General features: G+C 72.1%; 21 protein-coding genes. 13 read left to right on the forward strand and 8 right to left on the reverse strand.

The window, feature by feature from the left end; genetic code table 11:
* Positions 1–67: 67 nt before the first annotated feature.
* Genes cobM through cobC form a run of 6 tightly spaced genes read left to right on the forward strand, consistent with a single transcriptional unit; the run spans position 68 to position 7,045 of the window.
* Positions 68–895, forward strand: coding sequence for a precorrin-4 C(11)-methyltransferase (gene cobM / locus ABZX79_RS27590; RefSeq protein ID WP_355263182.1), 828 nt, complete (start codon positions 68–70; stop codon positions 893–895).
* On the forward strand, positions 892–2,190 hold the full coding sequence (gene cbiE, locus ABZX79_RS27595) for a precorrin-6y C5,15-methyltransferase (decarboxylating) subunit CbiE (protein ID WP_355263185.1): 1,299 nt from the start codon (positions 892–894) through the stop codon (positions 2,188–2,190). The genes cobM and cbiE overlap by 4 nt, the downstream gene beginning before the upstream one ends.
* Positions 2,187–4,469, forward strand: a complete 2,283-nt coding sequence (cobJ, locus tag ABZX79_RS27600) for a precorrin-3B C(17)-methyltransferase (RefSeq protein WP_355263188.1) — start codon at positions 2,187–2,189, stop codon at positions 4,467–4,469. Before cbiE ends, cobJ begins: the two co-directional genes overlap by 4 nt.
* On the forward strand, positions 4,469–5,083 hold the full coding sequence (locus tag ABZX79_RS27605) for a precorrin-8X methylmutase (RefSeq protein WP_355263191.1): 615 nt from the start codon (positions 4,469–4,471) through the stop codon (positions 5,081–5,083). The genes cobJ and ABZX79_RS27605 overlap by 1 nt, the downstream gene beginning before the upstream one ends.
* A complete protein-coding gene (locus tag ABZX79_RS27610; RefSeq protein WP_355263193.1) occupies positions 5,080–5,985 on the forward strand; it encodes a sirohydrochlorin chelatase in 906 nt (301 codons plus the stop codon). The genes ABZX79_RS27605 and ABZX79_RS27610 overlap by 4 nt, the downstream gene beginning before the upstream one ends.
* Positions 5,969–7,045, forward strand: coding sequence for an Rv2231c family pyridoxal phosphate-dependent protein CobC (gene cobC / locus ABZX79_RS27615; RefSeq protein WP_355263310.1), 1,077 nt, complete (start codon positions 5,969–5,971; stop codon positions 7,043–7,045). The genes ABZX79_RS27610 and cobC overlap by 17 nt, the downstream gene beginning before the upstream one ends.
* A gap of 45 nt (positions 7,046–7,090) precedes the next feature.
* On the opposite strand, the gene ABZX79_RS27620 is transcribed toward cobC, so the two are convergent.
* Together ABZX79_RS27620 and ABZX79_RS27625 are read right to left on the reverse strand one after the other, a co-directional pair.
* Positions 7,091–8,044, reverse strand: coding sequence for an SCO1860 family LAETG-anchored protein (locus ABZX79_RS27620; RefSeq protein ID WP_355263196.1), 954 nt, complete (start codon positions 8,042–8,044; stop codon positions 7,091–7,093).
* Positions 8,045–8,219: 175 nt separating this feature from the next.
* Positions 8,220–9,311 (reverse strand): amidohydrolase family protein, encoded by a 1,092-nt coding sequence (locus ABZX79_RS27625; RefSeq protein ID WP_355263199.1) that lies wholly within the window; start codon positions 9,309–9,311, stop codon positions 8,220–8,222.
* A 90-nt stretch (positions 9,312–9,401) separates the two neighbouring features.
* Between ABZX79_RS27625 and ABZX79_RS27630 the strand changes: the two genes are divergently transcribed.
* The 5 genes from ABZX79_RS27630 to thpD all read left to right on the forward strand — a co-directional run bounded on the left by ABZX79_RS27630 (position 9,402) and on the right by thpD (position 14,036).
* A complete protein-coding gene (locus tag ABZX79_RS27630) occupies positions 9,402–10,508 on the forward strand; it encodes an aminotransferase class V-fold PLP-dependent enzyme (protein ID WP_355263202.1) in 1,107 nt (368 codons plus the stop codon).
* 304 nt (positions 10,509–10,812) lie between these two features.
* Positions 10,813–11,346, forward strand: coding sequence for a diaminobutyrate acetyltransferase (ectA, locus tag ABZX79_RS27635; protein ID WP_355263205.1), 534 nt, complete (start codon positions 10,813–10,815; stop codon positions 11,344–11,346).
* Positions 11,347–11,398: 52 nt separating this feature from the next.
* Entirely contained in the window at positions 11,399–12,667 is a 1,269-nt protein-coding gene (ectB, locus tag ABZX79_RS27640; protein ID WP_355263208.1) for a diaminobutyrate--2-oxoglutarate transaminase, read from the forward strand.
* Positions 12,668–12,719: 52 nt separating this feature from the next.
* Positions 12,720–13,118: an ectoine synthase gene (locus ABZX79_RS27645; RefSeq protein ID WP_215129471.1), complete on the forward strand. Its 399-nt coding sequence runs from the start codon at positions 12,720–12,722 to the stop codon at positions 13,116–13,118.
* A 3-nt stretch (positions 13,119–13,121) separates the two neighbouring features.
* A complete protein-coding gene (gene thpD / locus ABZX79_RS27650) occupies positions 13,122–14,036 on the forward strand; it encodes an ectoine hydroxylase (protein ID WP_355263212.1) in 915 nt (304 codons plus the stop codon).
* A gap of 93 nt (positions 14,037–14,129) precedes the next feature.
* Here thpD and ABZX79_RS27655 read toward each other — a convergent pair whose 3' ends face one another.
* Entirely contained in the window at positions 14,130–15,200 is a 1,071-nt protein-coding gene (locus tag ABZX79_RS27655) for an alkene reductase (protein WP_355263215.1), read from the reverse strand.
* Positions 15,201–15,318: 118 nt separating this feature from the next.
* Here ABZX79_RS27655 and ABZX79_RS27660 point away from each other — a divergent pair, with 118 nt between their 5' ends.
* Positions 15,319–15,834, forward strand: a complete 516-nt coding sequence (locus ABZX79_RS27660; RefSeq protein WP_355263218.1) for a MarR family winged helix-turn-helix transcriptional regulator — start codon at positions 15,319–15,321, stop codon at positions 15,832–15,834.
* 76 nt (positions 15,835–15,910) lie between these two features.
* On the opposite strand, the gene ABZX79_RS27665 is transcribed toward ABZX79_RS27660, so the two are convergent.
* From ABZX79_RS27665 to ABZX79_RS27675, 3 genes are all read right to left on the reverse strand, one after another.
* A complete protein-coding gene (locus ABZX79_RS27665; protein WP_355263222.1) occupies positions 15,911–16,972 on the reverse strand; it encodes an aminotransferase class V-fold PLP-dependent enzyme in 1,062 nt (353 codons plus the stop codon).
* A gap of 70 nt (positions 16,973–17,042) precedes the next feature.
* Positions 17,043–17,708, reverse strand: a complete 666-nt coding sequence (locus ABZX79_RS27670; RefSeq protein ID WP_355263225.1) for a DsbA family oxidoreductase — start codon at positions 17,706–17,708, stop codon at positions 17,043–17,045.
* A gap of 111 nt (positions 17,709–17,819) precedes the next feature.
* Positions 17,820–18,827: a helix-turn-helix domain-containing protein gene (locus tag ABZX79_RS27675; RefSeq protein ID WP_355263228.1), complete on the reverse strand. Its 1,008-nt coding sequence runs from the start codon at positions 18,825–18,827 to the stop codon at positions 17,820–17,822.
* 70 nt (positions 18,828–18,897) lie between these two features.
* Here ABZX79_RS27675 and ABZX79_RS27680 point away from each other — a divergent pair, with 70 nt between their 5' ends.
* Entirely contained in the window at positions 18,898–20,301 is a 1,404-nt protein-coding gene (locus ABZX79_RS27680; RefSeq protein ID WP_355263231.1) for an MFS transporter, read from the forward strand.
* Here the strand turns inward: ABZX79_RS27680 and ABZX79_RS27685 are convergent.
* Positions 20,243–21,202, reverse strand: a complete 960-nt coding sequence (locus ABZX79_RS27685) for an AraC family transcriptional regulator (RefSeq protein ID WP_355263313.1) — start codon at positions 21,200–21,202, stop codon at positions 20,243–20,245. The two genes, ABZX79_RS27680 and ABZX79_RS27685, sit on opposite strands and share 59 nt — an antisense overlap.
* A gap of 225 nt (positions 21,203–21,427) precedes the next feature.
* Positions 21,428–22,957, reverse strand: a complete 1,530-nt coding sequence (locus ABZX79_RS27690) for an aldehyde dehydrogenase (NADP(+)) (protein ID WP_355263234.1) — start codon at positions 22,955–22,957, stop codon at positions 21,428–21,430.
* Positions 22,958–23,004: the final 47 nt, after the last annotated feature.

A 23,004-nucleotide genomic window follows, 5' to 3' on the forward strand; every position in this document is an offset into this window, starting at 1 on the left:
CCTGCCGCGCACATCCAAGATCAGTTTCAAGTCGATTGACCGTTGAATCCCGAGAGGAACCCCACTCATGGCCGATGCCCCCACCGGCAAAGTGACCTTCGTGGGCGCCGGCCCCGGCGCCGCCGACCTGCTGACCTTCCGTGCCGCGCGCGCCATCGCCGACGCGGATGTCGTGATCTGGGCGGCGAGCCTCGTACAGGCAGAAATCCTTGAGCACGCGCGTGAGGGCGCCGAGATCCTCGACTCCGCCGCGATGTCCCTGGAGGACGTGGTGGCGGTGTACGAGCGGGCAGTGCGGGACGGGTTGAAGGTGGCCCGCGTGCACTCGGGCGATCCCGCGCTGTGGGGCGGCACGCAGGAGCAGGTCGACCGGTGCGACGAGCTGGGCCTGGAGGTCGAGATCGTGCCGGGGGTCTCTTCGTTCTCCGCCGTTGCCGCGATCGCGCAGCGCGAGCTGACGATTCCCGAGGTCGCGCAGTCCGTGATCCTGACCCGGCTCGGCGGCGGCAAGACGCCGATGCCGCCCGGCGAGGAAGTGCGGGAGTTCGCGCGGCACGGCACGACGATGGCCGTCTTCCTGTCGGCGGCCCGGTCCGGGCAGCTGACGGCGGAGCTGCTGGAGGGCGGCTACCCGACGGACACGCCGGTCGTCATCGCGTACCAGGTCACCTGGCCGGAGGAGTTGGTGCTGCGGTGCACCATCGCGACGCTGGAGGAGACGGTCAAGGAGCACAAGCTCTGGAAGCACACGCTCTTCCTGGTCGGGCCCGCGCTCTCCGCCTCCGGTACGCGCTCGCACCTCTACCACCCCGGTCACTTCCACGGCTTCCGGCGGGCCGACCGCGCCGCGCGGGCCGCGCTGCGGGCGGAGAAGTCGGAGAAGTCAGGGTCGTGATCACTGTTGTCGGTACGGGGACGGGCGCCCCGCTCTCCCCTGACGCCCGCGCGGCGCTCGACGCCGCCGGGCTTGTCGTCGGCGGGCGGCGGCATCTGGACGCCGCCGGGCTCCCCGACGGGGTGGCCCGGGTGGTGCTCGGGCCGCTCGCGCCCGCGCTGGACGCGGTGGCGGAGCACCTGGCCAAGCGGGCGGACAGCGCGGATGCGGGGGTTGTGGTGCTGGCCTCGGGCGACCCCGGGTTCTTCGGGATCGTACGGGCGCTGGCGGAGCGGTTCGGTGCGGATGCTCTCGACGTACGCCCCGGGGCGCCCTCCGTCGCGGTCGCCTTCGCGCGGCTCGGGCTGCCGTGGGACGACGCGGTCGTCGTCAGCGCGCACGGGCGGGCGCTGCGTACCGCCGTGAACGTGTGCCGGGCGCACCCGAAGACGGCCGTCCTGACCGGGCCCGGCGCCGGGCCCGCCGAACTGGGCGCCGCGCTGGCCCGTACCGGCATCGAACGCACCCTCGTCGTGGCGTCCGCGCTCGGCGATCCGGCGGGCGGTGAGAGCGTCGAGCACCTCTCCCCCACCGAGGCGGCGGCGCGCGACTGGCCGGCGGCGGTCAGCGTCGTCGTGTGCCTGGACGAGTCGCGGGCGCTCGCGCCGGTGCAGCGGACGGTCGCGGGGCGGGGCGTCGGGCCCACTCAATGGGCGCTGCCCGAGGCGGCGTTCGAGCACCGCGACTCGATGATCACGAAGTTCGAGGTACGGGCGCTGGCGCTCGCCAGGCTCGGCCCGCGCCTGGGTGACCTGGTGTGGGACATCGGGGCGGGGTCGGGGTCCATGGCCGTGGAGTGCGTGCGGCTGGGGGCGGCGGCGATCGCGGTGGAGAAGACCTGCGACGGCGTGGAACGTATCCGGGCGAACGCCGCCGCGCACGGGGTCGACGTACAGACCGTGCACGGCGCGGCGCCGACGGTCCTGTCCCAACTGCCCGAGCCCGACGCGGTGTTCGTCGGTGGCGGCGGGCGCGAACTGCCCGCCATCGTCGCGGCGTGCGCGCGCAGTGCGCGGCGCACGGTCGTGGTGGCGCTGGCGGCGCTGGACCGGGTGCCGGCGGTACGGGCGGCCCTTGCGTCCGCCGGGTTCGAACCCGAGGGCGTACTGCTGCAGTCGTCGCGGCTCGCGCCGCTGCCCGGGGACGTGACCCGGCTGGCGGCCGCCAACCCTGTCTTTCTGCTGTGGGGACATCGCCCCGCGGATCCAGACCCGGATCGAGATCCAGATCCGGCAATTGAAGGAGCAGTTCAGTGATCGGCCTCATCTCCGCCACGGCGGCAGGCGCCGTGGCCCGCGACCGGCTGGCCGCGGCCTGGCCCGGGCGTACGCAGGTGTACGACGGCCCGGTGCGGGAGGCCGTCCGGCGCGCCTTCGCGGAATGCGAGCAGTTGGTGTGCTTCCTCGCGACGGGCGCGGTCGTACGGCTGGTGGCCCCGCTCCTCGCGGACAAGGCGTCCGACCCGGGTGTGGTGTGCGTCGACGAGGTGCAGCGCCACGCGGTGTCGCTCATCGGCGGCCATGGCGGCGGCGCGAACGAGCTCGCGCTCGCGGTGTCGGGCGTCCTGGGCTGCGCCCCGGTGATCACGACGGCGACGGACGCCACGGACATCCCCGGCCTGGACACCCTTGGCTGGCCCGTCGAGGGCGCGACGGCGGCGGTGACCCGGGCGATCCTGGACGGCGCCCCGGTCACGCTGGAGGCGGACACGGTGTGGCCGCTGCCGCCGCTGCCGGCGAATGTAACGGCGCCGGACGCGGCGTCGTCGGCGAGCGCGACTTCGGGCGACGGCGGGGCGCCGGTTGCGGGCCACGCCCGGACGCCCGGTACGGACGGCAGTCGGACGCCGGGTGCGGGCAACGCCCAGACGCCCGGTACGGACGACGCCCGGACGCCGGGTGCGGGCAACGCCCAGGCGCCCGGTACGGACGACGGCCGGACGCCGGGTACGGGCGGCGAGCAGGCGTCCATTACGGGTGGGGGTCGAGCCGCGGGGTCGGGTGACGACGGGACGGCAGGCGCGGGCGGCGAGCAGGCGTCGGGTGCTGGTGGTGGACGAGCGGTGCGTGCGGGCGGCAGCCGAGCGTCGGGACCGATCGATGGCCAGGCGCCGGGTGCGGGCGACAGTCGTCCGGGAGGCGCGAGCGGCGCAGAGCAGGTCGGCGGGGACGGTGACGCAGGGACCGCCCCCGGCATGGCCGAGGCGGCTGCGGCCGCTGCCGTGCCCGTCGGCGGGCTCCCGGGTGCCATGGCCGCGACTGTTGCGGCCGGTGTCCTCGCCGAGGCGGCCTCGGCCGCCGCCGGGTCGGCGAAGGACGCGGCGCCGCAGGACGCGCCGCCGCCCGCCGTGGTGCGCGTCACCGACCGCGTCGTCGACATCGGCGAGAGGGAGGTCGTCCTGCGACCGCCGTCGCTCGTCGTCGGCGTGGGCGCCAGCAAGGGCGCGTCCGCCGACGAGGTGTTCGGGCTCGTGGAGGAGACGCTGGCGGGCGCCGGGCTTTCCATGCGGTCCGTCGCCGCGCTCGCGACCGTCGACGCCAAGGCCGAAGAGGCCGGGATCGTGGAAGCGGCCGCTCGGCTGGGCGTGCCTCTGCGGACGTACGCCGCCGATGAGTTGGCCCGTATCGACGTACCGAACCCCTCGGGGGCTCCGCTCGCCGCCGTCGGCACGCCGTCCGTCGCGGAGGCCGCCGCGCTCGTCGGCGGGGGTGAACTCCTCGTGCCCAAGCGGAAGTCCACGCCCGAGGGGCGTGCGGCGATGGCCACCTGCGCCGTCGTACGCAAGGAGCCGCGCGGCCGGCTCGCGGTCGTCGGACTCGGGCCCGGCGCACGCGATCTGCTGACGCCGCGCGCCCGGGACGAGATCCGCCGCGCCTCGGTGCTCGTCGGGCTCGACCAGTACGTCGACCAGATCCGGGACCTGCTGCGGCCGGGGACGCGCGTCCTGGAGTCGGGGCTCGGCGCCGAGGAGGAGCGGGCCCGTACGGCCGTCGCCGAGGCCCGCGCCGGGCACGCGGTCGCGCTGATCGGGTCGGGTGACGCGGGCGTGTACGCCATGGCGTCGCCCGCGCTGGCCGAGGCGAGCGACGACATCGACGTCGTCGGCGTACCAGGGGTGACGGCCGCGCTCGCCGCCGCCGCGATCCTGGGCGCGCCGCTCGGCCACGACCACGTCTCGATCAGCCTCTCCGACCTGCACACGCCGTGGGAGGTCATCGAGCGGCGCGTACGGGCGGCGGCGGAGGCCGACATCGTCGTGACGTTCTACAACCCCCGCAGCCGGGGCCGCGACTGGCAGCTCCCCAAGGCGCTGTCGATCCTCGCGGAGCATCGCGAGCCGACGACGCCGGTCGGTGTCGTACGCAACGCCTCGCGACCGGACGGAACAAGCCGCCTCACCACGATCGCCGCGCTCGACCCGGCGACCGTCGACATGATGACCGTCGTGGTCGTCGGCAACACCGCCGCCCGCGAGATCGCCGGCCGCATGGTGACGCCGCGCGGCTACCGCTGGCAGCAGACGGAGGGTTCGTAATGACCACTGACAGGGTTGTGCATCCCATCGAGCAGGAATCCTTCCGGCGCCTGCGCTCCCGCCTCGACACGTCGCACTTCGCGCCGCTGACGCGGGCCGTCGTGGAGCGGGTCATCCACTCCGCGGCGGATCTGGAGTACGCCACCGACCTGGTCTGCGACGAGCGCACGCTCGAAGCCGCGCACGCCGCACTGCACGCGGGTGCGCCGGTCGTCGTGGACGTGGAGATGGTCGCGGCGGGCATCACCCGGCGCGAGACCGTGTGCCGGCTGAAGGAGGCCGTGGCGGGGCCGGAACTGACCCGCAGCGCACACGCGATCAGGCTGGCGTACGAGCAGGTGGGGCCCGGCGCCGTGTGGGTGATCGGCTGCGCGCCCACCGCGCTGGAGGAGCTGCTGATCCTGAACGCCGAACCCGCGCTCGTCATCGGCCTGCCGGTCGGCTTCGTCGGAGCGGCCGAATCCAAGGCGGCGCTGCGCGAGAGCGGGCTGCCGGCTGTCAGCAACGTCTCGGAGAAGGGCGGTTCGGCGGTCGCGGCGGCGGCGCTGAACGCCCTCCTCTACACCCCTCTCACCAGCACCACCTCCACCCCCCTCACCAAGGAGAACGCGTGACCACCGCGCCCCCCGCACTGCTCATCGCCGGACACGGCACCCGGGACGAAGCCGGCGCCGGCGCGTTCCGCGACTTCGTCGAGGAACTGGGCAGGCGTCACCCCGAACTGCCCGTCGCGGGAGGCTTCATCGAACTGTCCCCGCCGCCGCTCGGCGACGCGGTGACCTCGTTGGTCGAGCGGGGTGTCTCGCGCTTCGCGGCCGTTCCCCTGATGCTCGTCTCCGCCGGTCACGCCAAGGGCGACATACCGGCGGCGCTCACGCGCGAGAAGGAGCGCCACCCCGGCATCTCGTACACCTACGGCCGTCCGCTCGGCCCGCACCCGGGCCTGCTGGCGGTGCTGGAGCGGCGGGTCGACGAGGTGCTCGGCGACCTGGACCGGTCCGAGGTGACCGTGTTGCTGGTGGGGCGCGGCTCGACCGATCCGGACGCCAACGCCGAGGTGCACAAGGCGGCACGACTGTTCTGGGAGGGACGTGGGTATGCGGGTGTGGAAACCGCATTCGTGTCGCTCGCCGCGCCGGACGTGCCGAGCGGACTCGACCGCTGCACGAAGCTGGGGGCGAAGCACATCGTGGTTCTGCCGTACTTCCTCTTCACCGGGATCCTGCCGGACCGGGTGCGGCAGCAGACGCAGGACTGGGCCGGTGCGCACCCGGAGACCGGGGTGCGGTCGGCCGATGTGATCGGCCCCACCGAGGAGTTGATGGACCTCGTGATGGAGCGCTACCGGGAGGCAGTGAAGGGTGACCTGCGCATGAACTGCGACTCCTGCGTCTACCGGATCGCCCTGCCCGGCTTCGAGGACAAGGTGGGGGCGCCGCAGCAGCCGCACTTCCACCCCGATGACGACGGCCACCACCATCACCACCACCCAGGCAGCCATGCACACGCCCACTGACACCGGCGCCGGGGCCGCCGCCGCTCATGACCTGCGCCACCACGGGGACGCCGAGGTGCGGGAGGGTGATCTCACCGATCTCGCGGTCAATGTACGGGCGGACGCTCCCCCGGCCTGGCTCAAGGCCCGCATCGCCGCGTCCCTGGACTCGCTCGCGGCCTACCCGGACGGGCGGGCCGCGCGCGCGGCGGTCGCGGAGCGGCACGGGCTGCCGGTGGAGCGGGTACTGCTGACGGCGGGCGCGGCGGAGGCTTTCGTGCTGCTCGCGCGGGCTCTGGCGGTGCGCCGGCCCGTCGTCGTACACCCACAGTTCACGGAGCCGGAGGCGGCGCTGCGGGACGCGGGCCACGAGGTCGGCCGCGTCCTGCTGCGCGAGGAGGACGGCTTCCGGCTCGCGCCGGTGGATGTCCCCGAGGACGCGGACCTGGTGATGATCGGCAACCCGACCAACCCCACGTCGGTCCTGCACCCGGCGGACACCGTCGCCCGCCTCGCCCGCCCCGGGCGGACGCTGGTGGTCGACGAGGCGTTCATGGACGCGGTGCCGGGCGAGCCGGAGGCGCTGGCGGGGCGTACGGACGTACCGGGCCTGGTCGTGCTCCGCAGCCTGACGAAGACCTGGGGTCTGGCGGGCCTGCGCATCGGTTACGTCCTGGCCGACCCGGAGACAATCTCCGCCCTGGAGCGGGCGCAGCCGCTGTGGCCGGTGTCGACGCCGGCGCTGACGGCCGCCGAGGCGTGCGTCGGTCCGGCGGCGCTCGCGGAGGCGACGCGGGCGGCGCGGCGGGTGGCCGCTGACCGGGCGCATCTGCTGGCCGGCCTGGCGGAGTTCGACGAGGTGGTGGCGGTTGAGGCGGCCGAGGGTCCTTTCGTACTCGTACGGATGGAACGGGCCGACGAGGTACGGGAACGCCTGCGGAGCCTGGGCTTCGCGGTGCGGCGGGGGGACACGTTCCCGGGCCTGGGCCCGCAGTGGCTCCGCCTGGCCGTACGCGACCGGTCCACGACAGGCCGCTTCCTCCAGGCCCTGGACCAGGCACTGACGCTGGTGGGACGCTGACGCCGGCGTCAGTGCCTGCGGGGCGCGCCAGGCCCCGCCTCCGTGTCAGGCCCCGTTACGGGATCGCCGGCTCCTCGCCACCGCCAGCGCTCCGCCGCCCGCCGCCAGCAACAGCGCCGCTCCGCCCGCGAGGTACGGGGTCGTCGAACTGCCGCCCGTTTCCGCGAGGTTCCCCTCCGCCGGTGTCTGCGGCTTTACGTCCGGCTCCGGCTCCGGCGCCGAGGGGGCCTTCGGCTCATCCTGCACTGCCGGCGCCTTCGGCGACTCGCACGTCGCGCCCGCGAGCGTCACCGTGCCGTTGACCTCGGCGACGTTCAGCTTGAGCGGGTTCACCGACACCTTGAGCTCGAGGGCCGTGGCCGCCGCCGTACGTGATGTGGTGTGCGTCTTCGACAGATCCAGCGTCACCACGCCCACCGCGGGCACGTCCACCCGAGTCGGCCCGCCCGCCGACAAGGTGACCTTCTTGCCCAGCACGGTCACCGCACCCAGCACGTTCGACTCGGCCACCGGCTGCTTCCCCGCCTCGCACAGCGCCTTCGACGTGACCTTCTCCACCTCGATGAGCGAGAGCAGCGGCAGCCCCGGCACATGGACCCTGGCGTGCGCGAGGTTGACGTGGCCCTCGGCCTTGTGCGCGTCGGCCGTCGCCTTCGCCGTGGCCACGTCGGCGCGCAGCACGCTGACCGGCTTGCCCTGCTCCACGCCGCCCAACTGGACCGTCAGTGCGGTCTTTTCGGCGCTCGCCGGGGCCTTCACCGGGGCGTTCACCTCGTTGAGCGCGGCCGTGAGCGGCACGTTGACGGACTTGTTGAGCAGCGAGATGTCGAGACCGGTACGGAGTACGACGGCGCTCGCCCGGCCCTCGCCGCCGCCCCCGGTGGCGTGCGCCGCCGGAGCGGCGACGAGCAGCGCGGCAGCGGGGCCCGCGGTCAGGGCGAAGGCAGCCGCGGCGGCTGCGGACCGGCGTGCGGGCATGCTGAAGAAGGTGCTGTTCAAGGCGGTGGAACCCCCACAAGTGACACGGCGCCGCCCGGCGCACTCCACGGGGACACGTGAGCGCCGGGGCGGCTGAGACACAGGAATACTTACGCACTTAGAGTGAACGGTCAGCGACGTGACGTGAGTTCACCCCAAAGTGGGGTTTCCGATCCGGCATTCGAATCCCTGGCCGTCAGCCGACGATCCGGCCGTTCAGGATGATCCGCTGCGGGGCCGCCAGTACGCGCACATCCGCGCGCGGATCCTCTTCGTACACCACCAGGTCGGCGGGCGCGCCCTCCTCCAGCACCGGCCGCCCGAGCCACTTCCGCGCTCCCCACGCCGTCGCCGACAGGGCCTCGATCGCGGGGATGCCCGCCTTCACCAGCTCCGCGACCTCGGCCGCCACCAGTCCGTGGGCCAGCGAGCCGCCCGCGTCCGTGCCGACGAAGACCGGGATGCCCGCGTCGTACGCCGCGCGGACCGTGTCGTACCGGCGCGCGTGCAGCTCCCGCATGTGCGTCGACCAGCGGGGGAACTTCGCCTCGCCGCCGTCCGCGAGGTGCGGGAACGTCGCGATGTTGACCAGGGTCGGGACGATCGCGACGCCGCGCTCGGCGAAGAGCGGGATCGTGTCCTCCGTGAGGCCGGTGGCGTGCTCGATGCAGTCGATGCCCGCCTCGACGAGGTCACGCAGCGAGTCCTCGGCGAAGCAGTGCGCGGTGACGCGGGCGCCGAGCCGGTGCGCCTCCGCGATCGCCGCCTCGACCTCGCCGCGCGGCCAGCACGCACCCAGGTCCCCGGTCTCCCGGTCGAGCCAGTCCCCGACGAGCTTGACCCAGCCGTCGCCGCGCCGCGCCTCGCGGGCGACGTACGCGACCAGGTCGCCCGGCTCGATCTCGTGGGCGTAATTACGGATGTAGCGGCGGGTCCGGGCGATGTGCCGCCCCGCCCTGATGATTTTCGGGAGGTCGTCGCGGTCGTCGATCCAGCGGGTGTCGGACGGCGACCCCGCGTCGCGGATCAGCAGCGTGCCCGCCTCCCGGTCGGTCAGCGCCTGCTTCTCGCTGGTGGCCTCGTCGACGGGGCCGTGCCGGTCGAGTCCGACGTGGCAGTGCGCGTCGACCAGGCCGGGCAGCGCCCAGCCGTGGACGACCTGCTCATCGCGTACGTCCGCGGGCCGTTCGTACGTGACCCTGCCGTCCACGGCCCACAGCTCGTCCCGTACGTCGTCGGGCCCCGCGAGCACCCGCCCCTTCACCCGCAGCACCATGCGCTCACTCATACAGAGCACTCTACGAGGGGGCGACTACGCTCATCCGCGTGAGGCAGCACCGCTGATCCACCGTTTCGAAGATCCGAAGAGAGCTCCGCCGTGACACATCCGCTTCTGGACCTGGCCCCGCTGACCGCCGCGCACTTCGCGGCCATCGAACGCCGGGTCGCCGCGCTGCTCTCCACCGAGCAGGACGTGGTCATCATGCAGGGCGAGGCGCTGCTTCCCCTCGAAGGCTGCATCCGCGGCGGCGCCCGCCCCGGCTCGGCCGCACTGAACGTGGTGACCGGGCCGTACGGACAGACCTTCGGCAACTGGCTGCGCGACTGCGGCGCGGCCGTCTTCGACCTGACCGTCCCCTTCCACACGGCGGTCTCCGCCGAGCAGATCGGGCAGGCGCTCGACGAACACCCGGAGATCGACTTCGTCTCGCTGGTGCACGCGGAGGCGGCGACCGGAAACACCAACCCGGTGGCCGAGATCGGTGAGGTCGTACGGGCCCACGGCGCCCTCTTCATGCTCGACGCGGTCGCTTCGGTGGGCGCCGAGCCGCTGCTGCCCGACGCGTGGGGCGCGGACCTGTGCGTGATCGGGGCACAGAAGGCGATGGGCGGGCCGGCCGGGGTCTCCGCGGTGTCGGTCAGCACCCGTGCCTGGGAGCGGATCGCCGCGAACCCCGCAGCCCCGCGCCGCTCGTACCTCTCCCTCCTGGACTGGAAGGAGCGGTGGATCGACGGCGGCCGCAAGGCGCTGCCGCACGCGCCCGCGCAACTGGAGATGCTGGCGCTGGAGGCGTGTCTGGAGCGTATCGAGGCGGAAGGGCTCGCCGCTGTGGAGGCCAGGCACCTCGCCGCCGCCACGGCCACCCGCGCGGGCGCGGTCGCGCTGGGCGGGGACCTGGAGCCGTACGTCCACGCGGCGCGGGACGCCGCGCCGGTCGCCACGACGCTGCGCACGCCCGCCGGGGTGGACGCGTCGGAGATCGTCGCGAAGGCGCTGGCCGCCGACCCGTCGCTGCCGCTGATCGCGGGCGGCGGGGCGCTGGCGAAGGAGATGATCCGGGTCAATCACTACGGTGTCGATGCCATGCGGGATGTGGTCCAGTCGTCACTCACCGCACTGGGCGCGGCACTGAGCGAATCGGGCGTGCGGGGAGTCGACACCGAAGCTGCCCGAAAGGCCGTGGCGGAAACCTGGCCCAGCTAATAGGTTCCTTGAATTCAGGGAATTAACGGAAAACGGGAAGCTGCTTTATCAGCGCAGCTTCCCGTTTTCTTCTGCCCCGTTTCCCCGACCCTAAACGCCAAGATTTCAACGAGAGATCGAGGCCGTTTCGAACGTGTGACGGACCCCACAATCAGTGCGATTTGCCCGGATATTTACGGTCAAATCACCCGCATTTGCAGTCTGCTCGCGCGAAGCGCGCCCCCGCGCGATAACACACGAAGGGCTCTCACCCAACCCCTTCCGACGATGCACTTTTTGAATTTGCTCGGTAAATTTCATCCGCATGACCGCCGCACAAGCAGACCTTGCACGTGCCCGAAGCGAATTCCTGCAGATCGAAGCTCCGCGAGTGGAGGACGGAGCCGCGATCTGGCGCATTGCCCGCGACTCCAAGGCCCTGGACCTCAACTCCTCGTACAGCTATCTGCTGTGGTGCCGCGACTTCGCAGCGACCTCCGTCGTGGCCAGAGACAGCCCAGGGGGTGAGCCGATCGCGTTCATCACGGGCTATGTACGTCCCGAGCGCCCCGACACGCTCGTCGTCTGGCAGGTCGCCGTCGACCACGGCCACCGCGGCCGCGGGCTGGCCGGCACCCTCCTGGAGGCGCTGACCGAGAAGGTCACCGCCCGGCAGGGAGTGAAGACGATCGAGACGACCGTGACGCCGGACAACACCGCCTCCGACCGGTTGTTCACCTCGTACGCCGAGCGCCGGGGAGTGCCCCTGGAGCGCGAAGTCCTCTTCGACGGAGGGCTCTTCCCCGAGGGAACCCACCTGCCCGAGGTGCTGTACCGCATCGGCCCGATCGCTTCCTGACGCGCCCCCGCCCTCCCCCCATACTTCTTCCCCCCTCTCCCAGGAGACCGCTGTGACCATCACTCCTCCCGCCCTGAGCGTCTTCGAGACCCTGGAATCCGAGGTACGCAGCTACTGCCGCAGCTGGCCGGCCGTGTTCGACCGCGCGCAGGGCAGCCACCTCCACGACGAGGACGGCCACACGTACCTCGACTTCTTCGCCGGCGCCGGGTCACTTAACTACGGCCACAACAACCCGGTGCTGAAACGCGCGCTGATCGACTACATCGAGCGCGACGGCATCACCCACGGCCTGGACATGGCGACGACCGCCAAGCGCGCCTTCCTGGAGACGTTCGAGAACGTGATCCTGCGGCCGCGCGACCTGCCGTACAAGGTGATGTTCCCGGGCCCGACCGGCACCAACGCCGTCGAGGCCGCCCTGAAGCTGGCCCGTAAGGTCAAGGGCCGCGAGTCGGTCGTGTCCTTCACCAACGCCTTCCACGGCATGTCGCTGGGGTCGCTCGCCGTCACCGGCAACGCCTTCAAGCGGGCCGGCGCGGGCATACCGCTCGTACACGGCACGCCGATGCCGTTCGACAACTACTTCGACGGCACGGTCGAGGACTTCCTGTGGTTCGAGCGACTGCTCGACGACCAGGGCTCCGGCCTCAACAAGCCCGCCGCGGTGATCGTCGAGACGGTGCAGGGCGAGGGCGGCATCAACGTCGCCCGCGCCGAGTGGCTGCGCGCGCTGCAGGACCTGTGCCACCGCCAGGACATGCTGCTGATCGTCGACGACATCCAGATGGGCTGCGGCCGTACCGGCGGCTTCTTCTCCTTCGAGGAGGCCGGCATCACGCCGGACATCGTCACCCTGTCGAAGTCCATCAGCGGTTACGGCATGCCCATGTCGCTCTGCCTGTTCAAGCCCGAGCTGGACGTCTGGGAGCCGGGCGAGCACAACGGCACCTTCCGCGGCAACAACCCCGCGTTCGTCACCGCCACCGCCACGCTCAACACCTACTGGGCCGACGGCCAGATGGAGAAGCAGACGCTGGCGCGCGGCGAGCAGGTCGAGCGGGCGCTGCTGGCCATCGCCGACGAGAACGACGGCGCCGGCGTCAGCTTCCGGGGCCGCGGCCTGGTCTGGGGCATGGAGTTCACCGACAAGGCACGCGCCACGGCGGTCTGCCGCCGCGCCTTCGAACTGGGCATGCTGCTGGAGACCTCGGGTCCGCAGAGCGAGGTCGTGAAGCTCCTGCCGGCGCTCACCATCTCCCCCGAGGAACTGGACGAGGGCCTGCGCATCCTGGCCCGCTCCGTCCGCGAGACCGCCTGACCCACGACTGCTCAACGCAGCACCGCAGTAACACAGAAGGGCTCGACTCAACGTGATCGTCCGATCGTTCAAGGACATTGAGGGCACCGACCGCCATGTGAAGGCCGCCTCCGGGACCTGGGAGAGCAAGCGCATCGTGCTCGCCAAGGAGAAGGTCGGCTTCTCGCTCCACGAAACCGTGCTGTACGCGGGTACGGAGACGTCGATGTGGTACGCGAACCACATCGAGGCCGTCCTGTGCACTGAGGGCGAGGCCGAGCTCACCAATGACGAGACCGGCGAGAAGCACTGGATTTCGCCGGGCACGATGTACCTGCTGGACGGCCACGAGCGCCACACCATGCGCCCCAAGACCGACTTCCGCTGCGTATGCGTCTTCAACCCTCCCGTCACCGGACGGGAGGACCACGACGAGAACGGTGTCTACCCGCTGCTGACCGAGGAGGTCTGAACCATGACCGACGTACTCACCCCACGCACCGAGACCCCACGCGCCGACCTCTACCCGACGCGCGGCGCCGCCGAGGTGGCCACCCCCCGCCAGGACCCGGTCGTCTGGTCCGCGCCGGGCGCGCCGGGCCCCATCGAGGCCGACGACCTCATGGGCTTCGAGCGGGACGGTTTCCTCGCCATCGACCAGCTCATCGCCCCGGACGAGGTGTCGCTCTACCGGGCCGAGCTGGACCGGCTGGTCAGCGACCCCGGTGTGCGGGCGGACGAACGCTCGATCATCGAGCCCAAGTCGAGGGACGTACGTTCGGTCTTCGAGGTGCACCGCATCAGTGAGGTCTTCGCGAAGCTGGTGCGGGACCCGCGGGTGGTCGGCAGGGCCCGGCAGATCCTCGGTTCGGACGTGTACGTCCACCAGTCGCGGATCAACGTCAAGCCGGGCTTCGGGGCCTCCGGGTTCTACTGGCACTCGGACTTCGAGACGTGGCACGCCGAGGACGGTCTGCCGAACATGCGGACCGTGTCCGTCTCGATCGCGCTGACCGAGAACTACGACACCAACGGCGGCCTGATGATCCTGCCCGGCTCGCACAAGGAGTTCCTCGGCTGCGCGGGCAGAACGCCGGAGGACAACTACAAGCGCTCGCTGCAGATGCAGGACGCCGGTATCCCGTCGGACGCCGCGCTGACGCGCATGGCGGACCGGCACGGCATCAGGCTCTTCACGGGCAAGGCCGGTTCGGCGACGTGGTTCGACTGCAACGCGATGCACGGCTCGGGCGACAACATCACGCCGTACGCGCGCAGCAATGTCTTCATCGTCTTCAACAGCGTGGAGAACGCGGCTGTCGAGCCGTTCGCGGCGCCCGTACGGCGGCCGGAATTCATCGGGGCGAGGGACTTCACGCCGGTGAGGTGAGCGCGTAGGCGCTGAACGTACGACGGCAGGGCGGGCGGGACCGGTTCGGTGGAACCGGTCCCGCCCGCCTTGCGTTTCAGGCCGTCAGGCGCTTCAGGCAGCCAGCGCCGGGTAGTCGGTGTAGCCCTTGTGGTCGCCGCCGAAGAAGGAGGCCGGGTCCGGGGTGTTGTACGGGCCCTCTGTCTTCAGCCGGGCCGGCAGGTCGGGGTTGGCGAGGAAGAGCGCTCCGTACGCGACGAGGTCGGCGACGCCCTCCTCGACGAGGCCGAGCGAACCGTGGTCCGTGGGGCCCTCGGTCGCCGGGTTGAGGATGAAGGCGCCGGCGAACTTCGCGCGCAGCTCAAGCAGCAGCTCGCGCCGCTGGGGGGCGACCTCGACGGCGTGCAGGTACGCGAGGCCGAGCGGGGCTATGGCCTCGACGAGCGCCGGGTACACGACGTCGGTGTCGGTCTCGGCGATGTCGTTGTACGGGTTGGCGGGCGAGATCCGCAGGCCGGTCCGATCGGCGCCGATGGCCTCGGCGACGGCCTTGGTGACCTCGACGGCGAAGCGGATGCGGTTCTCGACGGAGCCACCCCACTCGTCGGTGCGCAGGTTGGTGTTGGTGGAGAGGAACTGCTGGATCAGGTAGCCGTTGGCGCCGTGCAGCTCGACGCCGTCGAAGCCCGCGTCGATGGCGTTGCGGGCGGCCGCCACGAAGTCGGCGACGGTCTCGCGGATCTCGGCGTCGGTCAGCTCGCGCGGGGTGACGAAGTCCTTCATGCCCTCGGCGGTGTAGAGCTGCCCGGCGGCGGCGACGGCGGACGGGGCGACCGGGATCAGCCCGTCGGGGAGGAGAACGGGGTGGCCGATACGGCCCGAGTGCATGATCTGCGCGTAGATCCGGCCGCCGGCGGCGTGCACGGCGTCGGTGACCTTGCGCCAGCCCGCGGTCTGCTCGGCGCTGTGCAGGCCGGGGGTGAACGGGTAGCCCTGGCCGACGACGGAGGGCTGGACGCCTTCGGTGACGATCAGACCGGCGGAGGCCCGCTGGGCGTAGTACTCGGCCGTGAGCTCGGTGGGTACGCCGCCCTCACCGGCGCGGCTGCGCGTCATCGGGGCCATCACGATGCGGTTGGCGAGCTGGGTGCCCGAGAGCTCGAACGAATCGAATGCGGTGGTCATGGCAGAAGCCTCCGAAGCAGATATGTGGTCGGCCAAGTAATCAGGCGAGAGCCACTGTAGCGCATTACTTGGCCGACCAAGGTAAAGTTGTTCCAGACAGTTCCGACAAGGAGTTCCCATGAAGGCCGACCCCGCCTGTCCCGAGCCGCCCAGCACCGCGAGCGGCGGCCCGGTCAGCCACTCCATCTCCCAGACGGCGCGGCTCCACCGCATCGCCGCGGGCAGGCTCCTGCGCGACCTCGGTCTCTACCCCGGCCAGGAATTCGTGATGATGCACCTGTGGGACGCGGGGCCGGTGCGCCAGTCGGAGCTGATCAAGGCGGTCGGGCTCGACCCGTCGACGGTGACGAAGATGCTCCAGCGCCTGGAGCAGTCGGGCCATGTACGCCGCTCCCCCGACCCCGCCGACCGGCGGGCCGCTCTCGTCGAGGCGACCGGGGCGAGCTGCGGCCTGAAGGCGCAGGTGGAGCAGGCGTGGCGGCAGCTGGAGGAGATCACGCTGGCGGGCCTCGACGAACCCGAGCGCAAGGAACTGCTGAGACTACTGGGCCGCGTGGAAGGCAACCTCTGCCCCCAGGCTCGCGAGGCGGCGGCGACGACGGCGGCGGACGGGGCGTGCGACGCGGAGGAGTAGCGGGCTGGGCGTAGGCGACCGGGCGTACTCAATCGCCGGACGGGCTTGAACGTACAAGCCCGTCCGGCGACGGCACTCAGCCCGCGAGCACGTCCAGCACCCGGTCCACGTCGGCGCTGGTGTTGTAGAGATGGAACGACGCCCGCAGGTTGCCCGCCCGGACCGAGGCCACGATGTCGGCCGCCGTCAGCGCGTCGAGCCGGTGCGCGAGGCCCGCAGTGGCGACGACCACGGAGTCGGCGGGCACCGGGGTGTGGCCGAGGGAAGCGAGCCCTTCGCGGTAGCGCGCGGCGAGCGCGAGGTTGTGGTCCCGCACGTTCTCGATGCCCACCTCCTCCAGGAACGCGAGGGACTGCTCGACGCCGACGTACGGCAGGAAGGGCGGCGGCTCGTCGAACCGGCGTGCGCTGCGGGCGAGTTCCCGGACGGGACCGTAGGTGCTGGCCCAGATGTCCTCGCCGGACATCCACCCCGCGTGGAGCGGCGTGAGGGCTTCCTGCGCGTCTTCGGCGACGGTGAGGAACGACACGCCGCGCGGCGCCATCAGGTACTTGTAGCCGCCGGCGACGGTGTAGTCGAAGCTGCCCGCGTCGAAGGGAGTCCAGCCCACCGCCTGGGTCGCGTCGACGAGCGTACGGGCGCCGTGAACGGCGGCAGCGGCCCGTACGGCGGACAGGTCCGCGACACGGCCGTCGGCGGACTGCACCGCGGAGAAGGCGACCATCCGGGTCTCCGGCCGCACGGACTCGGCCAGGTCCTCCAGCGGAACGTACCGCACCTTGAGGTCCCCGCGGACCACGAAGGGGTTGACCACCGAGGCGAAGTCACCTTCGGGGCAGAGGACTTCCCCTCCGGCGGGCAGTGAGGCCGCGATCAGCCCGACATGGACGGCCACCGAACTTCCGACGGCGACCCGCTCCGCGGAGACGCCGACGAGCCGCCCGTAGGAGGCGCGGGCGGCGGCCACGGCGTCGAAGCTGAACCCGCCGCCGGGGGTGCCGGTCGCGTTGAGCTCGGCCGCGGCCTTGACGGCCTCGACGCCACGCCGGGGCAGCAGCCCGCAGCTGGAGGTGTTGAGGTAAGTGGTCTCCGGCGCGAACTCCGCGCTCACAGCTTCGGTGAGAGTAAGGGGCTTCATGCCTCCTACTCTGCTACCTCCTCAACTCTCCGTCCATTGCGTATATTTGGCGCGTACCTCTAAGCAATGCTTATGCGTTGCTCGCGCTGCGGTCGGCGACGTGGCTCGCCCAGGCCTGTTCGAGCGCCTGGGTGAAGACTTCGGCAGGCTGGCCGCCGGAGATCCCGTAACGCCGGTCGAAGACGAAGAACGGCACACTGTTCGCCCCCAGCTCGGCCGCCTCGCGCTCGTCGCCGCGCACCTCGTCGGCGTACGCGCTGTCGTCGGCCAGTACCGCTCGCGCCTCGTCGGCGTCGAGTCCGGCCTCCGCCGCCAGATCCAGCAGCACCAGCGGGTCGAAGACGGACCGCTCCTCGGCGAAGTTGGCGCGGAAGACAAGGTCGAGCAGCTCGTCCTGGCGGCCACGTGCCTTGGCGAGGTGCAGCAGCCGGTGGATGTCGAAGGTGTTGCCGTGGTCGCGGCCCTCGGCCAGGAAGCCGAGCCCTTCGGCGTGCGCGTGGGAGGCGACCTGCTGCTCCATGGCGGCCACTTCCTCGTGCGTACGCCCGTACTTCCTGGCCAGCATGTCGGTCACCGAGTCCGTGACGCCCTTGGGGGTCGCCGGGTCGAGCTCGAAGGAGCGGTGCACCACCTCGACGTCGGCGCGGTGCGGGAAGGCGGCCAGCCCCTTCTCGAAGCGGGCCTTGCCGATGTAGCACCAGGGGCAGGCGATGTCGCTCCAGATCTCGACGCGCATGTGGTTCTTCACTCCAGGTCACTTCAGGTCAGAGGGCGGGTGAGGGGGCGCGGAGGGGGCCTCCGCTCCGGCCAGAACGCGTACCGGGCGCGGCTCATTCCCGGCAGGAGGTCAGTGAGCGGCGGTGGTGGCAGTGGCAGTGGCACGGTCAGGCGCGGGGAGGCGGCTGAAGGACGAGCGGTAGGCGCTGGGGGTCAGGCCGACCTTGCGCAGCAGGTGCTGGCGCAGCGAGTCGGCCGTACCGAGTCCGCTGGAGCGGGCCACCTGGTCCACGGGGAGTGCGGTGGTTTCGAGCAGCTCGCGGGCGCGCTCGACGCGCTGGTGCACCAGCCACTGGAGGGGGCTGATCCCGGTCTCGGCGAGAAAGCGGCGCGAGAGGGTACGTACGGAGACTCCCGCGTGGCGGGCGAGGTCGGTGAGGGTGAGCGGCTCGTCGAGGTGCCGCATCGCCCACGCGCGCGTGCAGGCGAAGGAGGCGCCGCGTTCGGGCGGCAGGGGGGTGTCGGTGAACTGGGTCTGGCCGCCCTGGCGTACGGGCGCGACGAGGGCGAGGCGGGCCACCGTATTGGCGACGGCGGCGCCGTAGTCGGTGCGGATGATGTGGAGGCACAGGTCGATGCCGGCGGCGTAGCCGGACGAGGTCATGAACGGGCCGTCCTGGACGTAGAGGACGTCGTCCTGGAGGTCGACCGCCGGGTAACGCTCGCCGAGTTCGCGGGTGTACGCCCAGTACGTGGTCGCGGCCCTGCCGTCGAGCAGCCCCGCCTCGGCGAGGAGGAACGCCCCGGTGCAGATGGAGGCGATGCGCTTGCCGTCGGCGGCGGCGCGGCGTACGGAGGCCAGAATCCGCGGGTCGGGCTCCTCGCGTGATCCGGTGCCCGCGACGATGACGATGTCGGCCGCGTCGACGGCGTCGAGTCCCTGCCGTACGTGCAGGTCGAGGCCGCCGGTGGTGGGGACGGGGCCGGGGTCCGGGGTGCAGGCGGTCACCTCGTAGCCGGGTGCGCCGTCGACCTCGGCCTTCGAGAACAGCATCTCAGGGACGGCCAGATTGAACATCGAGACGACGGGCGGGGCGACGATCACGGCGACGCGCTGCACCGACTTCACCGACCGCATGGCGAGAACCTCCGGATGTCTGGCATTCGGGCCACTACTCTACCGGCGCCATGATCGACAGGCTGGGCGCATGGAAACGAAGGACCTCCGGCAAAAGCCGGACACCGGCGACCACTTGTCCCCCTCCCCCGCTCTTGTCCTCACCGCCTCGCTGCTCGGCTTCGCGCTCATCACCCTGGACACCTCCGTGGTGAACGTGGCGCTCCCCTCCATCGGCTCCGAGCTGGGCGGCGGCATGTCCGGCCTCCAGTGGGTCGTGGACGCCTACACCCTCGCCTTCGCGGCGCTGCTGCTCTCCACCGGCGCGTTCTCCGACCGGGTGGGGGCGGCCAGGGCGTACACGGTCGGCATCGCGGTGTTCACCGTGGCGTCGGCGGCCTGCGGATTTGCCCCGAATCTGGGGGTGTTGACCGGGGCGCGGGTGGTGCAGGGTGTCGCGGCCGCCGTGATCCTCCCGACGACGCTCGCTCTCGTACGGCAGGCGTACGCCGATCCCGGACAGCGCTCGCGGGCGGTGTCGCTGTGGGCGGTGGGCGGGACCGTGGCGGCGGCGCTGGGTCCGGTGGCGGGTGGGGCGCTGACCACGGCCTGGGACTGGCGTGGGATCTTCTTCATCAATCTGCCGCTGGGGCTGGCGGCCCTGGCGCTGGCGACCCGGTTGCCGCGCTCGGTGCGGCGGCCCGCGCCGCTGGATCTGCCGGGGCAGCTGACGGCCGTGGTGGCGCTGGCGGCGCTGGCCTTCGCGGTGATCGAGGGCGGGACGGTCGCGCTGGTGGCGCTGGGGGTCGCGGTGGTGTCCGGGTCGGTGTTCCTGGCGGTGGAGGCGCGGCAGCCGCATCCGGTCGTCCCGCTCGGCCTGTTCCGTAACCCGGTCGTCGCGGTGGCGGTGGCGGCGGGCTCGGCGTGCAGCGTGGCCTTCTACGGCATGATCTTCGTCTTCAGCCTGTACTTCCAGCAGGTCCACCACCTGTCGGCGCTGAACGCCGGGCTGATGTTCCTGCCCCTGACCGGACTGATCCCCGTGGTGAACATGGCCTCGGGGAGGCTGGCGAATCGTTACGGCCCGCGCCGTCCGATGCTCATCGGCCAGTCGGTCGCCGTCGCGGGCCTGCTCCTCCTGCTGCTCGTCGGCCCGGGCACTCCCCTGCCGGTGATGGCCCTGCTGCTGATCCCGATGGGGCTCGGCATCGGTCTCGCGCTGCCGCCGCTGACCGCCGCCATGATGGAGGCGGTGCCCGCCGAGCGGGCGGGGCTCGCTGCCGGTGTGCTCAACGCCGCCCGGCAGGTCTCGGGCGGGCTCGGCGTCGCGGCGTTCGGCGCGCTGGTCGTCGGGGAGTTCGCGGCCGGTCTGCGTACGTCGCTGCTGATCAGCGCGGGGCTGCTGGCGGCGACGGCGCTGGCGACGCTCACCCGGCTCACCCCGCAGCGGCCTGCCGCCGGTACTGGCCGGGAGCCACTCCGTACTCCCGCTTGAAGGCCTTGGCGAACGCGAACTCAGCGACGTACCCCACCTGCTGGGCGACAGTCCGCAGCGGCGCGTCGTCCGCGCGCAGCAACCGCCCCGCCGTCGTCATGCGCCACCAGGTGAGATACGCCAGCGGGGGCTCCCCGACGAGCCCGGTGAACCGGCGGGCGAAGGCGGCCCGGGACAGGCCGCCTCTGGCGCCGAGTTCCTCGACCGTCCAGGGGTGGGCCGGGTCGTCGTGGATGGCGTGCAGGGCCGCCGAGACCGCCGGGTCGCCGAGCGCGCCCGCCCATCCGGCGCGGTGCTCCTCACGGGTGGGCCGCTCGTGCACCCACCAGGCGCGCAGGATGCAGAGCAGCAGTGTGTCGAGCAGCGCGGGCACGATCGCGTCGGATCCCGGCTGCGGGTGCTGGAGTTCGGCGCCGAGGAGTTCGACGGCCGCGCGCAGTGAGGGGTACGAGCCGATGCCGGCCGGCAGGTGGACCACATCGGGCAGCTGCGAAAGCAGCGGATGCGCGCGGGACTTGTTCAGCTGGTACGCGCCGCAGAGCAGAAGGGTGCTGGGGGCGGAGGCGTCGTCCGGCGGCGCGTCCTCGGCGCTCGGCCAGGTTCCGTCGGGGCCCGGTCGTACGTCGACGAGTTCGGTGGCCGGGTCGCCGGCGAGGGCGTGCCCGCGCCCGTGCGGCAGGAACACCACGTCGCCCACGCCGAGGGGTACGGGCGCGCTCGTGTCCCCCGGGGGTATCAGCCACGCCGCGCCCTGGAGGACGACATGGAACCCGGCGCCCTCGCTTTCGGGGAAACGCATGCCCCAGGGGGCGTATTGGCGGCTGCGTGAGGAGTGCGGCCGTCCGGCGCGCATGGCGGCGATCACATCACTGAGGACGTCCGTGGCGAGACCGTATCGCAGCTCAACTGGCGGCGAGACGAACGGACATGGAAGGGCGACTCTGAGACATGGTGCCCCCGCTCCTCAACCGCCGGAGGGGCTCTAATAGGAGCCCGTCCGGCGATTGAGGACACGCCCGAAGGGCGTCCGAGGCCTGGGGCAGCGCCCCACAGGCGGCGAAGCCGCAAAGGTCACTGCGGGAAGGGGCGGGGCGGGGAAAGCCCCGCAGGGCCCCCACCCGCACCCCTACTCCTGCCGGCCGTCCACCCGCCGAGGCAGCCCGCCAGGGTTGTCGTCCCGCAACTCGACCGGCAACAACGCCTCCGGCGTCGACTGATAGGTGACCGGCCGCAACCACCGCTCGACCGCCGTCGCCCCCACCGACGTGAACGTAGAAGTCGTCGCCGGGTAGGGACCACCGTGGTGCTGGGCCGGCGCCACCGCCACCCCCGTAGGCCACCCATTGACCAGCACACGCCCCGCCAGCGGCGTCAGTTCCGCCAGCAGATCCGCCCCCGTGCCCCCGTCCCCCGCCAGCTCCTCCGTGGAGAGCTGCAGTGTGGCGGTGAGGTTGCCTGGCAGCCGGGAGAGCACCGCGCCGATCTCCGCCGGGTCCTCGTAGCGCGCGACGACCGTGACCGGCCCGAAGCACTCCTCCAGGAGCAGGTCGTGCGGCCCCTCTGAGGTCAGCACCTGCGCCGGTACGGTCAGGAACCCCGCGCTCACGGTGTGCTCGCCGCCCGCGCCGGGGGTCACCGGGGCTTCGGTGTCCGGGAGGCCGGCCCGTTCCCGTACACCTTCCACGAACGCGTCCCGCATCCGGTGGTCGAGCATGACGCCCGGGTCGGTTTCACTGACGGCCGCCGTGAGGGACTTCACCACCCGGTCGCCGGCCCCGCCCGCAGGCGCCAGGACGAAGCCCGGCTTGGTGCAGAACTGCCCCGTGCCCAGCGTCAGGGAGCCCGCCAGCCCGGCCCCGATCTGCTCGGCCCGCTCCTCCGCGGCCGCCGCGGTGATCACGACCGGGTTGAGGGAGCCGAGTTCGCCGTGGAAGGGGATGGGGGCCGGGCGGGCCGCCGCGGCGTCGAAGAGCGCCCGGCCGCCGCGCACCGAGCCGGTGAAGCCCGCGGCCGCGACCAGCGGGTGCCGTACCAGCTCGATGCCCGCGTCGAAGCCGTGGACCAGGATCACCACGTCCTCCGGCAGGCCCACTTGGGCCGCCGCCCTGCGCAGCACGGACGCGCACAGCTCCGACGTCGCCGGATGGTCGGGGTGCGCCTTGACCACGACCGGGCAGCCCGCCGCGAGCGCGCTCGCGGTGTCGCCACCGGGCACCGAGAAGGCAAGCGGGAAGTTGCTGGCGGCGTAGACGGCGACGACGCCCAGCGGGATCTTGTAGCGGCGCAGGTCGGGCCAGGGCGGGGTCTTCGTACCGTCCTCGTGGTCGATCCTGATGTCGAGGAAGGAGCCCTCGTCGACGACGTCCGCGAACGCCCTGAGCTGGGCCGTGGTGCGCGCGAGTTCGCCGGTCAGCCGCGTCGGACCCAGCGCGGTCTCCGCGTCGGCGGCCTCGACGACGTGCTGCACCGCCTCGTCGAGGAGCCCGGCGGCGGTACGGAGCAGGGCGGCCCGCACCGTACGGTCGGCGAGCGCGGCGCGAACGGCGTGCGCGGCCCGTACCGCGCGGTCGACCTCCTCCGCCGTGGCCTCGACCGCGACCTGCTCACGCGGCTTCCCCGTTCGGGGGTCGACACTCCAGACTGGTGTTGCTGCCACCGTGGGGTCCTTCCAGCCGTTCAAGCTGTTCGATATTCTGAACAGAG

The sequence above is a fragment of the Streptomyces sp. NPDC002994 genome, assembly GCF_040611155.1.
Lineage (GTDB): Bacteria > Actinomycetota > Actinomycetes > Streptomycetales > Streptomycetaceae > Streptomyces.

Coding starts and splice junctions, on each gene's coding strand:
- cobM (WP_355263182.1), top strand. CDS start 68: ATGGCCGATGCCCCCACCGGCAAAGTGACCTTCGTGGGCGCCGGCCCC.
- ABZX79_RS27605 (WP_355263191.1), top strand. CDS start 4,469: ATGACCACTGACAGGGTTGTGCATCCCATCGAGCAGGAATCCTTCCGG.
- cobC (WP_355263310.1), top strand. CDS start 5,969: ATGCACACGCCCACTGACACCGGCGCCGGGGCCGCCGCCGCTCATGAC.
- ABZX79_RS27625 (WP_355263199.1), bottom strand. CDS start 9,311: ATGAGTGAGCGCATGGTGCTGCGGGTGAAGGGGCGGGTGCTCGCGGGG.
- ectA (WP_355263205.1), top strand. CDS start 10,813: ATGACCGCCGCACAAGCAGACCTTGCACGTGCCCGAAGCGAATTCCTG.
- thpD (WP_355263212.1), top strand. CDS start 13,122: ATGACCGACGTACTCACCCCACGCACCGAGACCCCACGCGCCGACCTC.
- ABZX79_RS27655 (WP_355263215.1), bottom strand. CDS start 15,200: ATGACCACCGCATTCGATTCGTTCGAGCTCTCGGGCACCCAGCTCGCC.
- ABZX79_RS27660 (WP_355263218.1), top strand. CDS start 15,319: ATGAAGGCCGACCCCGCCTGTCCCGAGCCGCCCAGCACCGCGAGCGGC.
- ABZX79_RS27665 (WP_355263222.1), bottom strand. CDS start 16,972: ATGAAGCCCCTTACTCTCACCGAAGCTGTGAGCGCGGAGTTCGCGCCG.
- ABZX79_RS27670 (WP_355263225.1), bottom strand. CDS start 17,708: ATGCGCGTCGAGATCTGGAGCGACATCGCCTGCCCCTGGTGCTACATC.
- ABZX79_RS27675 (WP_355263228.1), bottom strand. CDS start 18,827: ATGCGGTCGGTGAAGTCGGTGCAGCGCGTCGCCGTGATCGTCGCCCCG.
- ABZX79_RS27680 (WP_355263231.1), top strand. CDS start 18,898: ATGGAAACGAAGGACCTCCGGCAAAAGCCGGACACCGGCGACCACTTG.